Annotated in this window: 9 protein-coding genes; 4 read left to right on the top strand and 5 right to left on the bottom strand. The window is 73.5% G+C overall.

Annotated elements, in window-relative coordinates; translation table 11 throughout:
* Window positions 1–10 precede the first annotated feature (10 nt).
* Window positions 11–361 carry a thioredoxin family protein gene (locus ACZ7IF_RS20450; protein WP_470973072.1) on the top strand — a complete coding sequence of 117 codons (351 nt, stop codon included), beginning with the start codon at window positions 11–13 and terminating at the stop codon, window positions 359–361.
* Here ACZ7IF_RS20450 and glgB read toward each other — a convergent pair.
* The 4 genes from glgB to ACZ7IF_RS20430 form a co-directional block, all read right to left on the bottom strand.
* Entirely contained in the window at window positions 351–2,636 is a 2,286-nt protein-coding gene (gene glgB, locus ACZ7IF_RS20445) for a 1,4-alpha-glucan branching enzyme (protein ID WP_470973070.1), read from the bottom strand. The genes ACZ7IF_RS20450 and glgB overlap by 11 nt on opposite strands.
* Window positions 2,633–4,108 (bottom strand): maltokinase N-terminal cap-like domain-containing protein, encoded by a 1,476-nt coding sequence (locus ACZ7IF_RS20440; protein WP_470973068.1) that lies wholly within the window; start codon window positions 4,106–4,108, stop codon window positions 2,633–2,635. Before ACZ7IF_RS20440 ends, glgB begins: the two co-directional genes overlap by 4 nt.
* Window positions 4,109–4,262: 154 nt before the next feature.
* Entirely contained in the window at window positions 4,263–5,969 is a 1,707-nt protein-coding gene (gene treS / locus ACZ7IF_RS20435; protein ID WP_362459543.1) for a maltose alpha-D-glucosyltransferase, read from the bottom strand.
* Window positions 5,966–7,960, bottom strand: a complete 1,995-nt coding sequence (locus ACZ7IF_RS20430) for an alpha-1,4-glucan--maltose-1-phosphate maltosyltransferase (protein WP_470973065.1) — start codon at window positions 7,958–7,960, stop codon at window positions 5,966–5,968. Before ACZ7IF_RS20430 ends, treS begins: the two co-directional genes overlap by 4 nt.
* 330 nt (window positions 7,961–8,290) lie before the next feature.
* Here ACZ7IF_RS20430 and ACZ7IF_RS20425 point away from each other — a divergent pair, with 330 nt between their 5' ends.
* Window positions 8,291–8,896: a GNAT family N-acetyltransferase gene (locus ACZ7IF_RS20425; RefSeq protein ID WP_470973063.1), complete on the top strand. Its 606-nt coding sequence runs from the start codon at window positions 8,291–8,293 to the stop codon at window positions 8,894–8,896.
* Window positions 8,897–9,119: 223 nt separating this feature from the next.
* Entirely contained in the window at window positions 9,120–11,756 is a 2,637-nt protein-coding gene (gene glgP, locus ACZ7IF_RS20420; protein WP_470973060.1) for an alpha-glucan family phosphorylase, read from the top strand.
* A 16-nt stretch (window positions 11,757–11,772) separates the two neighbouring features.
* Here the strand turns inward: glgP and ACZ7IF_RS20415 are convergent, their stop codons facing one another.
* The gene (locus ACZ7IF_RS20415) at window positions 11,773–12,774 is read right to left on the bottom strand and encodes an Lrp/AsnC family transcriptional regulator (protein ID WP_470973058.1); all 1,002 of its coding nucleotides are present in this window, start codon (window positions 12,772–12,774) and stop codon (window positions 11,773–11,775) included.
* Window positions 12,775–12,914: 140 nt separating this feature from the next.
* Here ACZ7IF_RS20415 and ACZ7IF_RS20410 point away from each other — a divergent pair, with 140 nt between their 5' ends.
* Window positions 12,915–14,441, top strand: a complete 1,527-nt coding sequence (locus ACZ7IF_RS20410; protein ID WP_470973056.1) for an MFS transporter — start codon at window positions 12,915–12,917, stop codon at window positions 14,439–14,441.
* The last annotated feature ends 106 nt before the right edge of the window (window positions 14,442–14,547 follow it).

Raw genomic sequence — 14,547 nt, 5'->3', positions numbered from 1 at the left:
GGGAACGGAAATGATCCACGCCAAGGGTGTGGCGGAAGTGACCGACGCCGACTTCGAGGCGCAGGTGCTGGCCGAGCGGGGCCGGCCCGTACTGGTGGAGTTCACCGCGGACTGGTGCGGCCCCTGCCGTCAGCTCGCCCCGGTGCTCTCCGCCGTGGCCGCCGAGCGGGCGGACCGCCTCAAGGTCGTCCAGATCGACGCGGACGGCAACCCCGGAGCCGTCACGCGCTACGGGGTGCTGTCCATGCCGACCATGCTCCTCTTCCGCGACGGCGAGCCCGTCCGGCAGATCGTCGGGGCCCGGCCCAAGCGCCGGCTGCTTCAGGAGCTCGACGAGGCGCTGGCGCCGGTCACGGCCTGAGCCAGACCGTCGCCATCGGCGGGAGCGTCATCCGCAGGCTCGCCGCACGCCCCTGGGCCGGTACCGGCTCCGGGCGCAGCGGCCGGCCGTGGTGGACGCCGCTCCCGCCGTACTCCTCCCGGTCGGTGTTGAGGACCTCCCGCCACAGCGGCACCTCCTCCGGCACCCCGATCCGGTAGCCGTGCCGGACCACGGGGGAGAAGTTCGACACGCACAGCAGCTGCGAGCCGTCCTGCGCGTACCGCAGGAACGCGAACACGTTGTCCTCGGCGGCGTCCGCCTCCACCCACGCGAAACCCTCGGGCACCGTGTCCCGCTCCCACAGCGCGGGGGCCGCCGTGTACGCGCGGTTCAGGTCGCGCACGAGGTCGCGCACGCCCCGGTGGTCGCCGGCCGCCGGATAGGAGGAGTCCAGCAGCCACCAGTCCGGCCCGTACGTCTCCGACCACTCCGAGCCCTGTGCGAACTCCTGTCCCATGAACAGCAGTTGCTTGCCCGGGTGGGCCCACATGAAGCCCAGGTACGCGCGGTGCGTGGCCCGCTGCTGCCACCAGTCGCCCGGCATCTTCGACACCAGCGAGCGCTTGCCGTGCACCACCTCGTCGTGCGAGATCGGCAGCACGTAGTTCTCGCTGAAGGCGTACACCATCCCGAAGGTCATGTCGTGGTGGTGGTACTTGCGGTGCACGGGCTCCTTGGACACGTACCGCAGCGTGTCGTGCATCCAGCCCATGTTCCACTTCAGGCCGAAGCCCAGCCCGCCCGCGTCCGTCGGCCGCGTGACCCCGTCCCAGGCCGTGGACTCCTCCGCGATGGTCACCACCCCCGGGCAGCGCCGGTAGACCACCGCGTTCATCTCCTGGAGCAGCGCCACCGCGTCCAGGTCCTCCCGGCCGCCGTGCTCGTTCGGCGACCATTCGCCCTCGCCGCGCGAGTAGTCCAGGTACAGCATCGAGGCCACCGCGTCCACGCGCAGCCCGTCCACGTGGAACTCCTGGCACCAGTAGACGGCGTTGGCCACCAGGAAGTTGCGGACCTCCTTGCGCCCGTAGTCGAACTCCAGCGTCCCCCAGTCCGGGTGCGCGGCCCGGCGCGGGTCCTGGTGCTCGTACAGCGGACGCCCGTCGAACTCGGCGAGGGCCCAGTCGTCACGCGGGAAGTGCGCGGGCACCCAGTCGACGATCACTCCGATCCCGGCCCGGTGCAGCGAGTCCACCAGCAGCCGGAAGTCGTCCGGGGTGCCCATCCGCGAGGTCGGCGCGTAGAAGCCGGTGACCTGGTAGCCCCAGGACCCCCCGAAGGGGTGCTCGGCGACCGGCATGAACTCCACGTGGGTGAAGCCGAGCTCCTTCACGTACGCCGGCAGCTGGTCGGCCAGCTGCCGGTACGTGAGCCCCGGCCGCCAGGACGCCAGGTGCAGCTCGTACACCGACAGCGGAGCCTGGTGCGCCGCGCGGGCGCCGCGCGTGGCCATCCACTCGGCGTCCTGCCACACGAACCGCGAGGCCGTGACCACCGAGGCGTTCGCCGGCGGGACCTCCGCGTACTGCGCCATCGGGTCGGCGCGCAGGGTGTGGCCGCCGTCCGGGCGGGTGATGTCGTACTTGTACAGGGTGCCCTCGCCGACCCCGGGCAGGAACAGCTCCCACACCCCGCTCGCGCCGAGCGAGCGCATCGGGTAGGCCACCGAGTCCCAGTACGAGAAGTCCCCGGTGACCCGCACCCCCCGGGCGTTCGGCGCCCACACCGTGAAGCGGGTGCCGGCCACGCCCTGGTGCTCCATCGGCCGGGCGCCCAGCGCCGTCCACAGCTCCTCGTGCCGGCCCTCGCCGATCAGGTGCAGGTCCAGCTCCCCGAGGGCGGGCAGGAACCGGTACGGGTCGTGGACCTCGACCTCGTCGCTCTCGTACGTCACCAGCAGCCGGTAGTCCGGCACCCCGGTCAGCGGCAGCAGCCCGGAGAACAGCCCGTCCCCGTCGTCGAAGAGCTCGGCCCGCAGCCCCTTGGCCACGATGGTGACGGCCTTCGCGTACGGGCGCAGCACCCGGAAGGCCACCCCGCCCCGCTGCGTGCGGGCGCCCAGCACCGAGTGCGGGTCGTGGTGGAGGCCCTCCAGCAGCCGGGCCCGTTCCTCCGCGTCCAGCGCGGGCGCCGGCCGGACCCCGTGGGGCGGGGCGGCGCGGCGGGCCCGAGGCGCGCGGGCCCGCTTCGCGGGTTCGGGTACGGGTACGGCTTCCTCGCGGACGGTCGGTGACGGCTGTCGTGCGGCGCTCACGCGAGCGGCCTCCTCGGGGGCTTCGGATGGGGGGTGGGGGTGGTGCCGGGAGTCGGCGGGGGCATGCGGTGTGCGGGCCGCTGGGGTTCCGACAGCCGGCGGATCGCCGCCATCGGGACGTGCAGCCAGTCGGGGCGGTGCCGGGACTCGTACCGGGCCTCGTACACCGCCTTGTCGGTCTCGTACGCGCGCAGCAGCACCGGGTCCTCGCGCGGGTCGCGGCCGGTGGTGCGGGCGTAGCCCTCGCAGAACGCGGTCCGGCAGGCGTCGGCCCAGGCGGGGGCGAAGGGCCGGTGCGAGCGGGCGGCGTAGTCGAAGGAGCGCAGTATCCCGGCGATGTCGCGGACCGCCGGTTCGGGGCGGCGGCGGTCGGCGAGCGGCCGGGCCGGCTCCCCCTCGAAGTCGATCAGGGCCCAGCTGCCGTCGGCCGTGCGCAGGGTCTGGCCCAGGTGCAGGTCCCCGTGGATGCGCTGGGCGGGGACCCCGGCGCCCCGGGAGGCGGCCAGCGCGTCGAAGGCGCCGCGCAGCCCGGCCTCGTACGGCCGCAGCGCGGGCACCTCGCGGCAGGTGGCGGCGAGCCGGGCGGTCATCCCGGCGGCGAGCCGGGCGGTCTGTTCGGGGCCGAGGGCCAGGGTGGGCAGCGCGGTCGCGAGGGTGCTGTGCACCTCGGCGGTGGCCCGGCCCAGGGCGTGCGCCTCGGCGGTGAAGTCGGCCCCGGCCCCGAGTCTGCGCAGGGCCAGCTGCCAGCCGTCGTCGGAGCCGCGCAGGTAGGGCTGGAGCACGCCCAGGGTCAACGGTTCTCCTCCGGCCAGCTCGGCCTCGTACCAGGCGACCGGTGCGGGCACCCGGGCGCAGCCGGCGGCGGCCAGGGCCCTGGGCAGCTCCAGGTCCGGGTTGACCCCGGGGCCGACCCGGCGGAACACCTTGAGGATGTACGAATCCCCGTAGATCAGGGAGGAGTTGGTCTGCTCCCCGGACAAGGGCCGGGGCGGCAGCCCGGCCTGGACCGGCGTGTCCGGGTCCCGGTCGAAGCGGAGCGGGCCCAGTGTCCCGGGGGAGCGCAGCCGTTCCAGCAGCAGGGAGGCGAGCCGGGGGTCGCCCAGCGCCTCGTACACGGCCCGGCCGGCGTACGGGCCGCTCTCGGCGTGCCCGATCAGGGCGGGCGCGAGGGCGGGCGGGAGCGGGGACGGGCGGATGCCCAGCAGGAGTTGGTAGCAGTCCCCGTCCACGTCGAGCAGCAGGTGCAGCAGTCCGGGGGCGGAGCCCGGCGGCAGCAGTTCGGCCGCCGAGACGGCCTCGATCGTGCCGATCCGGCGCCCCTTGCCGGCGAACCAGCGCTGTGCGGGCAGCCAGTCCCTCAGCATCGGTTCCAGCGCGGCGGTCCCTGCGGACCCTGGTGCTCCGGCGGTCCCGGCGGTTCCGCCGGCCCGGGCGGGCGTCAGCCGACTCCGGGCGGATGCAGCCTCCGACATGGCGTCGCGTCCTTTCCCCGGGCCGTCACAGAATGCGCAGAGTGTCCCGGATGCGCGGCAGTTGCTTCTCCGGTATGTGCGTGTGTCGGGTCAGGATGATCCGTACAGGGGCGGGCCGTTGACCCAAAGGAGTGCCCGCCCCGTAGCGGGTCCGTCAGTCGGCGCGCTGGTCGCTGCGGAGCCGGAACCAGTAGAAGCCGTGGCCCGCCAGGGTCAGCAGGTACGGCCACTCGCCGATCGGCGGGAAGCGCACGTCACCCGTGAGCTCCACCGGGACCCGCCCGTTGAACGACCTCAGGTCCAGTTCGGTGGGCTGCGCGAAGCGGGAGAAGTTGTGCACGCACAGCACCAGGTCGTCCCCGAACTCGCGCAGGAACGCGAGCACCGCCGGGTTGGACGAGGGCAGTTCGGTGTACGAGCCGAGGCCGAAGGCCGGGTTGGCCTTGCGGATCTCGATCAGCCTGCGGGTCCAGTGCAGCAGTGAGGAGGGCGACGCCATGGCCGCCTCGACATTGGTGACCTGGTACCCGTGGACCGGGTCCATGATGACCGGCAGGTTCAGCCTGCCCGGATCGCAGGAGGAGAAACCGGCGTTGCGGTCCGGGGTCCACTGCATGGGGGTGCGCACGCCGTCGCGGTCGCCGAGCCAGATGTTGTCGCCCATGCCGATCTCGTCGCCGTAGTAGAGCACCGGCGAGCCGGGCAGCGACAGCAGCAGGGCGGTGAACAGCTCCATCTGGTTGCGGTCGTTGTCCAGGAGCGGGGCGAGCCGGCGCCGGATGCCGATGTTGGCCCGCATCCGGGGGTCCTTGGCGTACTCGGCGTACATGTAGTCGCGCTCTTCGTCCGTGACCATTTCGAGGGTGAGCTCGTCGTGGTTGCGCAGGAAGATGCCCCACTGGCAGCCGTCCGGGATCGCCGGGGTCTTGGCCAGGATTTCGGAGACGGGGTAGCGTGACTCTCTTCGCACGGCCATGAAGATGCGCGGCATGACGGGGAAGTGGAACGCCATGTGGCATTCGTCCCCGCCCTTGGCGAAGTCGCCGAAGTAGTCGACGACGTCCTCGGGCCACTGGTTGGCCTCGGCGAGCAGCACGGTGTCCGGGTAGTGCGCGTCGATCTCGGCGCGGACCCGCTTGAGGAGCTCGTGGGTGCGGGGCAGGTTCTCGCAGTTGGTGCCCTCCTCGGCGTAGAGGTAGGGCACGGCGTCGAGGCGGAACCCGTCGATGCCGAGGTCGAGCCAGAACCGCAGCGCCGAGATGATCTCCTCCTGCACGGCCGGGTTCTCGAAGTTGAGGTCCGGCTGGTGCGAGAAGAAGCGGTGCCAGTAGTACTGCTTGCGGACGGGGTCGTACGTCCAGTTGGAGGTCTCGGTGTCGATGAAGATGATGCGGGCGTCCTGGTACTGCTTGTCGTTGTCGGCCCACATGTAGTAGTCCCCGTACGGCCCGTCGGGGTCCTTGCGCGACTGCTGGAACCATTCGTGCTGGTCGCTGGTGTGGTTCATGACGAAGTCGATGATCACCCGCATGCCGCGGGTGTGCGCGGCGTCCACGAACTCCACGAAGTCGGCGAGGTCGCCGAACTCGGGCAGTACGGAGGTGTAGTCGGAGACGTCGTAGCCGCCGTCGCGCAGCGGCGAGGCGAAGAACGGCGGCAGCCACAGGCAGTCGACGCCGAGCCACTGGAGGTAGTCCAGTTTGGCGGTGAGCCCCTTGAGGTCACCGACGCCGTCGCCGTTGCTGTCGTGGAAGGAGCGGACCAGGACCTCGTAGAAGACCGCCCGCTTGAACCAGTCGGGGTCGCGGTCCTTGGCGGGGGTGTCCTCGAAGGTGTCGTGGACGGGATCGTTGATCATCATGTGGTGGGTGACCCTCCGGTGGGCGGGGACGGTCGCAGGGCGGCCAGGACGTGCGCGGGCGTTCGGCCCGGTTCCAGGCGCACGTAGTTCGCCCTGCCCCAGTGGTAGGTCTCGCCGGTGAGCTCGTCGCGCACCGCGAGGGACCCGTGCCAGTCGAGGCCGAGTACCGGCATGTCCAACGAGACCGTCGCCTCCTGGGTGTGGTGCGGATCGAGGTTGACGACCACCAGTACGGAATTGCCGCCGGAGTGCTTCGAATAGGCGATCACCTGTTCGTTGTCGGTCGGATGGAAGTGGATGTCGCGCAGCTGCTGGAGGGCGGGATTGCGCCGGCGCAGCCGGTTCAGGGAGGTGATCAGCGGGGCGATCGAGCTGCCGTCGCGGTCGGCGGCGGCCCAGTCGCGCGGGCGCAGCTCGTACTTCTCGGAGTTCAGGTACTCCTCGCTGCCCTCCCGGACCGGGGTGTTCTCGCAGAGCTCGTAGCCCGCGTAGACGCCCCAGGTGGGGGAGAGGGTGGCGGCGAGGACCGCCCGGACCTCGAAGGCGGGCCGGCCGCCCCGCTGGAGGTACTCGTGGAGGATGTCGGGCGTGTTGACGAAGAAGTTCGGCCGCATCACGGACGCCGAACGGTCGCCGGACAGCTCGGTCAGGTACTCGGTCAGCTCGGCCTTGGTGTTGCGCCAGGTGAAGTAGGTGTACGACTGCTGGAAACCGACGGAGGCGAGCGCGCGCATCATCGCGGGGCGGGTGAAGGCTTCCGCCAGGAAGATCACGTCGGGGTCGGACTTGTTGATCTCCGCGATCACCTTCTGCCAGAACACGACCGGCTTGGTGTGCGGGTTGTCGACCCGGAAGATCCGGACGCCGTGGTCCATCCAGTGCCGCAGGATCCGGACCGTCTCCTCGACGATGCCGGCCATGTCCGCGTCGAAGTGGACCGGGAAGATGTCCTGGTACTTCTTCGGCGGGTTCTCGGCGTACGCGATCGTCCCGTCGGCGCGGTGGCGGAACCACTCCGGGTGCTTCTCCACCCAGGGGTGGTCGGGGGAGCACTGGAGGGCGAAGTCGAGGGCGATCTCCATCCGGAGGTCGCGGGCGCGCGCCACGAAGGCGTCGAAGTCCTCCAGGGTGCCGAGCTCGGGGTGGACCGCGTCGTGGCCGCCCTCCGGGGAACCGATGGCCCAGGGCACACCCGGGTCCCAACTACCAGCCGAAAGAGTGTTGTTGGGTCCCTTGCGGTAGGTGGACCCGATGGGGTGGACCGGCGGCAGGTACACGACGTCGAAGCCCATGGCGGCGATGGCCGGCAGCCGTTCGGCGGCGGTGCGGAAGGTGCCGCTCACCGGGGCCTTGCCCGGCTCCACCACCGCTCCCTCCGAGCGGGGGAACATCTCGTACCAGGAACCGAAGAGGGCCCGCTTGCGTTCGACGATCAGCGGCAGCGGCTTGGCGGCCGTGACCAGCTCCCGGTACGGGCGCCGGGCGAGCGCCGCGTCCACCGCGGGCGCGAGCGCGGCCTCGTACCGCTGCGCGGCCGGCCGGTCCTCGTCGCGCATCGCGTCGGCCGCGGCCAGTACGGCCTCGCGCCCGTCCCGCTTGGGGATCTTGGCGGCGGCGCGCTCGTAGAGCTCCGCGCCTTCGAGGAGGGTCAGCCCGGTGTCGAGGCCGGCCGGGATCTTGATCGCGGCGTGGGCCCGCCAGGTGGCGACCGGATCGCTCCACGCCTCGACGGTGTAGGTCCACCTCCCCTCGACCTCGGCGGAGACCCGGGCACCCCACCGGTCGGTGCCGGGGGCGAGTTCCCGCAACGGCACCGGCGGGCGCAGCCGCCCGCTCGGGTCGCGCAGTACGACATGGGCGGCCACGGCGTCGTGGCCCTCTCGGAACACGGTGGCGGAGATCTCGAAGACCTCGTCCACGACCGCCTTGGCGGGTCTGGCGCCGCAGTCGACGGCGGGGCGGACGTCCAGCACGGGAATGCGACCGATCATGATGGGATCACCTGGGGGCAGTTCGCAGGGCTCGGTGACGGGCCAGCCGGAGTCACGGCTGGTAGTGCACGCTCTGTTCGCTCTGTTTCTAGCCGCTCGGAAGACGGCTGGGCTGCGGGCATGGCCGCTCCTGTCCGCGTTCACTCGGGTGGCGGGGAAAGGTTGTGGGCGGGTGCGCCGTGCGTGTACCGCGTGTACCCGCACAGCCCTTCCCACTCTCACCCCGCCCAATCCGCGCCGTCGGTTAACTACTCGTACGTAGTGGACGCGGACGACCAAGGAACGGCTCGGCATCCGCAGAGGCTCCGTCAAGTCGGTGAGGATGGGCCGATGGACAGCGAAAACACCCTCGTCACGCGAGCCCCCATAGCCCCTCCCGCCCCATGGGGCGGGACCCCTCAGCCGGTGTTCGGCCTCCCCTGCGGGATGCTGCTGCGGCCCTGGCGCGAGGCCGACGCCCCGGTGCGCGCGGCCGCGTACGAGGATCCGGACATCCGGCACTGGAACCGGCCCGGGCCGATGACCCCGGACGAGGCGGCGGCACGGATCGCGCGCTGGAACCGGCAGTGGGCCGAGGAGGCGGCGGCGATCTGGGCGGTCGCGGACGAGGCGGACCGGGCGGTGGGGCTGGTCGGCCTCGCGGACTTCGACCCGCGGGGCGGGGCCGCGGAGTTCCTCTACTGGCTGCTGCCCCGGGGGCGCGGCCGCGGGGTGATGCCGCAGGCGGTGACCGCGGTGTCCCGCTGGGCGTTCGAGGAGGCCGGGCTGCACCGGCTGCGGATCTGCCACTCGGTGGCCAACCCGGCCTCCTGCGCGGTCGCGCTCAAGGCGGGCTTCCCCCTGGAGGGCACCATGCGCGGGGCGCTGCTGCACGAGGACGGCCGGCACGACGAACACCTGCACGCGCGGCTGGCCACGGACGAGCCCGGGCCCTGACGGGGCCGGCGGCCGGCGAGCCGGTCCGGGGGCGTGCGGCCGCCCCCGCCCCGGCCCCGGGTGCACGGCGCGGCACCGCTCTTCGAGCCCGGCCCGCCCCCCTCCCGCAGCGGAGGCGGGATGGCCGGGGAGGGGTTCCGCCGCTAGCCTTCCGGGGGCGACGCGCGGGTGCACAGCGTGGTGCGGTCGCTCCGATCCGTCATCCCCTGCGAAGGTGGAACGTGTGAAGGCTATCCGTCGATTCACCGTGCGCCCCGTCCTCCCCGAACCCCTGATGCCGCTCGCCGACCTCGCGCGCAACCTGCGCTGGTCGTGGCATACGGAAACCCGCGAACTCTTCCAATCCGTCGACCCCGAGGGCTGGCAGGCCGCCGGCGGCGACCCCGTCCGGCTGCTCGGCGCCGTGCCCGCCTCCCGGCTGGAGGAACTCGCCGCCGACCGGCGGTTCCTGCGGCGGCTCGCCGTGGCCGCCGCCGACCTCGACGACTACCTCCACGGCGGCAGGTGGTACCAGACCAGCGAGAACGCCGCGGAGTTCCCCGCCGCCATCGCCTACTTCTCCCCCGAGTTCGGCATCACCGCCGCCCTGCCCCAGTACTCCGGCGGCCTCGGGATCCTCGCCGGGGACCACCTCAAGGCCGCCAGCGACCTCGGCGTCCCGGTCATCGGCGTCGGCCTGCTCTACCGGCACGGGTACTTCCGCCAGTCGCTCTCCCGCGACGGCTGGCAGCAGGAGCACTACCCGGTGCTCGATCCCCACGAGCTGCCCCTGTCCCTGCTGCGGCAGGAGGACGGCGTCCCCGCCCGGGTGTCTCTCGCCCTGCCCGGCGGGCGGTCGTTGCACGCGCACATCTGGCAGGCCCGCGTCGGGCGGGTGCCGCTGCTCCTGCTCGACTCCGACGTCGAGGACAACGACGCCGGCGCCCGCGAGGTGACCGACCGGCTCTACGGCGGCGGCAGCGACCACCGCCTCCTCCAGGAGATGCTGCTCGGCATCGGCGGCGTCCGCGCCGTACGGGCGTACTGCCGGATCACCGGCCACGCCGACCCCGAGGTCTTTCACACCAACGAGGGACACGCCGGCTTCCTCGGACTGGAACGCATAAGGGAACTCGACGGCGAGCAGGGCCTCGGCTTCGACGCGGCCGTCGAAGCCGTGCGCGCCGGCACCGTGTTCACCACGCACACCCCCGTGCCCGCCGGCATCGACCGCTTCGAGCGCTCCCTGGTCGCCCGGCACTTCGGCGACGGCGGCGAACTGCCCGGCGTACCCGTCGAGCGGATCCTGGAACTGGGCGCCGAGCCCTACCCGGGCGGCGACCCCGGGGTGTTCAACATGGCCGTGATGGGCCTGCGCCTCGCCCAGCGCGCCAACGGGGTCTCCACCCTTCACGGGGCGGTCAGCCGGGGCATGTTCGCCGGGCTCTGGCCGGGCTTCGACGCCGCCGACGTCCCCATCACCTCCGTGACGAACGGGGTGCACGCCCCGACCTGGGTCGCCCCCGAGGTCATGCGGCTCGGCGCCCGCCAGATCGGGGCCGGACGGACCGAGGACGCCCTCGCCGTGGGCTCCTCCGCCCGCTGGGACGCCGTCGCGCAGATCGCCGACCAGGACGTGTGGGACGTACGCCGGGCCCTGCGCGAGCAGCTGGTCCAGGAGGTGCGCGACCGGCTGCGCGCCTCGTGGAAGCAGCGCGGTGCCGCCGACGCCGAACTGGGCTGGGTGGACGGCGTCCTCGACCCGGACGTGCTGACCATCGGCTTCGCCCGGCGCGTGCCCTCGTACAAGCGGCTCACGCTGATGCTGCGCGACCCCGAGCGGCTGCGCCGGCTGCTGCTGGACCCGGACCGCCCGGTGCAGATCGTCGTCGCCGGCAAGGCGCATCCGGCCGACGACGGGGGCAAGCGGCTCGTGCAGGAGCTGGTCCGTTTCTCCGACGACCCGCGCGTGCGCCACCGCATCGTCTTCCTGCCCGACTACGGCATGGCCATGGCGCAGAAGCTCTACCCGGGCTGCGACGTCTGGCTCAACAACCCGCTGCGCCCGCTGGAGGCCTGCGGCACCAGCGGGATGAAGGCCGCGCTCAACGGCTGCCTCAACCTGTCGGTGCTGGACGGCTGGTGGGACGAGTGGTTCGAGCCCGACTTCGGCTGGGCCATCCCCACGGCCGACGGGCTCGGCACGGACGAGGACCGCCGCGACGACCTGGAGGCCGGATCCCTCTACGAGCTGATCGAGAAGCGGGTCGCGCCCCGCTTCTACGACCGGGACGGGCGGGCCGGGCTGCCCGTTCGGTGGATCGAGATGGTCCGGCGCACCCTGGTGTCCCTGGGCCCGAAGGTGCTCGCGGGGCGGATGGTACGGGAGTACGTGGAACGCCTCTACGCCCCCGCCGCGCTCTCCCACCGGGCCCTGACCCCCGACGCCGCGCAGGAACTGGCCTGGTGGAAGGGCCGGATCCGGGCCTCCTGGCCGCGGGTCGCCGTCGAGCACGTGGAGGCCGTCGCCGCCGCGCCCGTGGGGGGCACCGCCGAACTGGGCGCCACCCTCACGCTGCGGGTGCGGGTCGCGCTGGACGCGCTCGCGCCGGAGGACGTGGAGGTGCAGGCCGTCGCCGGGCGGGTCGACGCCCAGGACGTGATCCGGGACGGGCGGGCCTTCCCGCTCAAGCCCGCCGCCGGACCCGACCTGGAGGGGCGCTGGGTCTACGAGGGCCCGCTCGCGCTCGACCGGACCGGGCCCTTCGGCTACACCGTACGGATCCTGCCGACGCACCCGCTGCTGGCGACCCCGGCCGAACTGGGCCTGGTCGCGACCCCGGTGGACACCGACGCGCCGGGCGGCGTACTGCTGCGCTGAGCCGCGCCGGGCGGGATCAGGGGGCGGGCGGCGGATCCACCAGCCGCCCGCCCTCGACCAGCATCCCCGCCCGCTTCACGCTGCGCAGGGCCGGGATCACCTCCACCTGGCCCACGCCGTCCACCGCGCCGATCCGCTCGGTCAGATACGTGTAGAGGGCGTCGGTGTCCCGGCACACCACCACCGCCATCAGGGAGGCCGCCCCGGTCACCGCCGCCGCGAAGGGCACCTCGCGGTGACCCGCCAGCGCGTTGCCCACCTCCGCCAGCCGGGCCGGCGGGACGGTCAGCACCAGCGTCGCCTCCGCCTCGTAGCCGAACAGCTCGGGCACGAACTCCACGTCGAAGAAGACCGCGCCGAGATCCCGCAGCCGCTCCAGCCGGCGGCGGGCGGTGGACTCCGACAGCCCGGTGGCGCGCGCCAGCTCCGGGTACCCCGCACGGCCGTCGCGGCCCAGCACCGCCAGCAGAGCCGACTCCGCGGCGTCGAGGACGTACCGCTCCGGCCCCGGCCCGGCCGGAGGGCGTTGCAGGGCCGCGATCTGGTCGGGGCGCAGCTCGTCGACGCCCGCCCACGCGTCGGGCCCGCCGAAGAACTTCCGCAGGATGGTGTGGGCGCTGATGCCGGTCACCCGGCGGGTGCGCGGCAGCTTGTCCAGCAGCAGGGCGTCGCGGTCCCGGCGGGTACGGGCCCGGGTCATGCAGTGGATCTCCGTGCCGCCGGAGTTCATGGTCACCCAGGCGATGTCCGGGCGGCGGGCGAGGGCCTCGGCCACCGGGAGCGCCGCGTCGGGGGCGCACTGCACCCGCAGCCAGGACTCGAACAGCCCGACGCGGCTGCCCACCGGCAGCCCGACGACCCGGATCAGGCCGGCGCTCCGCAGCCGGCGGTAGCGGCGTACGACGGTCTGGTCGGAGACCTCCAGCACCTCGGCGATCCGGCTGAAGGCGGCCCGGCCGTCGATCACCAGGGCCTGGATCAGGGAACGGTCGAGACCGTCCAGCTCCTCTTCATTCATGGTTTCCATCATGGGGGCTTCGCCGGTGATTGAAATCCGGCAGACGGCGGTCGGCGGGTGGGGTTCCGGACCGGCCCGCTGCGACCGTGGGGTCACGCGGGGGCGTTCCCCGCCCCACCCCCGATCCGAGGAGAACCCCCATGCGTAAATGGCTGCCGCTGACGGCGGTGTGCCTCGGGGCGTTCATGCTCCTGGTCGACGTCACGATCGTGACCGTCGCCCTCCCGGACATGGCCGCCGACATGCGCACCGGTTTCGCCGGCCTCCAGTGGGTGATGGACGTCTACGCCCTCGCCCTGGCCGCCCTGCTGCTCGGCGCGGGCTCGCTCGCCGACCGGATCGGCCGCCGCCGGGTCTACCTCGGCGGCCTGGTCCTCTTCGCCGCCTCCTCCCTCGCCTGCGGGGTCGCGGACGGCCCGGCCGCGCTGATCGCCTTCCGCGCCGTGCAGGGCATCGGGGGCGCGGCCATGTTCGCCACCACCATGGCCCTGCTCGGCGCGGCCTACCGGGGCCGCGACCGGGGCGTCGCCTTCGGCGTGTGGGGCGCGGTCAACGGCGCCGCCGCCGCAGCCGGGCCGATCATCGGCGGGCTCCTGACCGAGCACTTCGGCTGGCGCTGGATCTTCTTCATCAACCTGCCCGTCTGCGCGCTGGCCGTCTGGGTGACCCTGAAGGCGGTGGCCGAGTCCCGCGACCCGCGCGCGCGGGGCCTCGACCTGCCCGGCATGGCCACCTTCACCGTCGGGGCCGGGGCCCTGACGTACGCCCTGATCCGGGTCGGCGAGAACGGCTGGACCTCGCCCGCCACCCTCGGCCTGCTCGGCCTCGCGGTGGCCGCCTTCGCCGCCTTCGTCCTCGTCGAACTGCGCGGCTCCCGCCCGATGCTCGACCTGTCGCTCTTCCGCAGCCCGGTCTTCGTGGCGGTGATGGCCGCCGGGCTGCTGCTGTCCGGCGCGGCGTTCTCGTACCTGATGTACGTCTCCCTCTGGCTCCAGTCGGCCGAGGGGATGAGCCCGGTGGGCGGCGGCCTGGTGCTGCTGCCGATGAGCCTCGCCGGCTTCGTCGTCGCGGCGCTGGCCGGGCGGCTGCTGCACGGGGCCCCGCCCCGGCTGACGATCGGCGGCGGGCTGCTGCTGATCGGGGCGGGGGCGCTGCTCCAGGCCTGGATGCTGGACGCGGGTGACGGCTGGACCGCGCTGGCGCCCGGGCTGCTGGTCGGCGGTGTGGGCGTGGGCATGGCGACCCCGGCGCTGGCCGCCACCGCGATGGGGGCGGTGGCCCCGGCCCGGGCGGGCATGGCCGGCGGTGTGCTGAACACCGCGCGGCAGCTGGGTACCGCGCTGGGGATCGCGGTGCTGGGCGCGGTGTTCCACGCCGGGCTGGCGGACGGGCTCGGCGGGCGGCCCCGGGAGCTCGCCGACGCCCTGGCCTCCGGCGGGGCGGGGCGGCTGCTGGCGGCGCCGGGGGCGCGGGAGTGGGTCGACGCGGCCTTCGCGAGCGGGCTGCGGGACACCTTCCTGGTGTCGGGGGCGATGGGTCTGGCGGGTGCGCTGACGGTGGGGCTGCTGGTCCGCCGCCCGGCCGCCGCGGCCCCGGTCCCGGCGCAGGGAGGTGCGCCGGCGGGTGCTCCGGCCGCCGCTCCCGCGACCGGACGGACGTCCGCCTGAGGTGCCGCGGGGGGGGGGGGGGGGGGGGGGGGGGGGGGGGGGGGGGGGGGGGGGGGGGGGGGGGGGGGGGGGGGGGGGAGAGGGGGGGGGGGGGGGGGGGGTGGTG

It is taken from the genome of Streptomyces sp. NPDC037421 (genome assembly GCF_055602105.1).
Note: the sequence above shows the minus strand (reverse complement) of the source record. Positions and strands in the feature narration are given on the sequence as shown.

What these genes read in the sequence shown, in the direction of transcription:
- ACZ7IF_RS20415 (WP_470973058.1), bottom strand. Translation starts at nt 12,774, where the DNA reads ATGAATGAAGAGGAGCTGGACGGTCTCGACCGTTCCCTGATCCAGGCC.
- ACZ7IF_RS20450 (WP_470973072.1), top strand. Translation starts at nt 11, where the DNA reads ATGATCCACGCCAAGGGTGTGGCGGAAGTGACCGACGCCGACTTCGAG.
- treS (WP_362459543.1), bottom strand. Translation starts at nt 5,969, where the DNA reads ATGATGATCAACGATCCCGTCCACGACACCTTCGAGGACACCCCCGCC.
- ACZ7IF_RS20430 (WP_470973065.1), bottom strand. Translation starts at nt 7,960, where the DNA reads ATGATCGGTCGCATTCCCGTGCTGGACGTCCGCCCCGCCGTCGACTGC.
- ACZ7IF_RS20425 (WP_470973063.1), top strand. Translation starts at nt 8,291, where the DNA reads ATGGACAGCGAAAACACCCTCGTCACGCGAGCCCCCATAGCCCCTCCC.
- ACZ7IF_RS20410 (WP_470973056.1), top strand. Translation starts at nt 12,915, where the DNA reads ATGCGTAAATGGCTGCCGCTGACGGCGGTGTGCCTCGGGGCGTTCATG.
- ACZ7IF_RS20440 (WP_470973068.1), bottom strand. Translation starts at nt 4,108, where the DNA reads ATGTCGGAGGCTGCATCCGCCCGGAGTCGGCTGACGCCCGCCCGGGCC.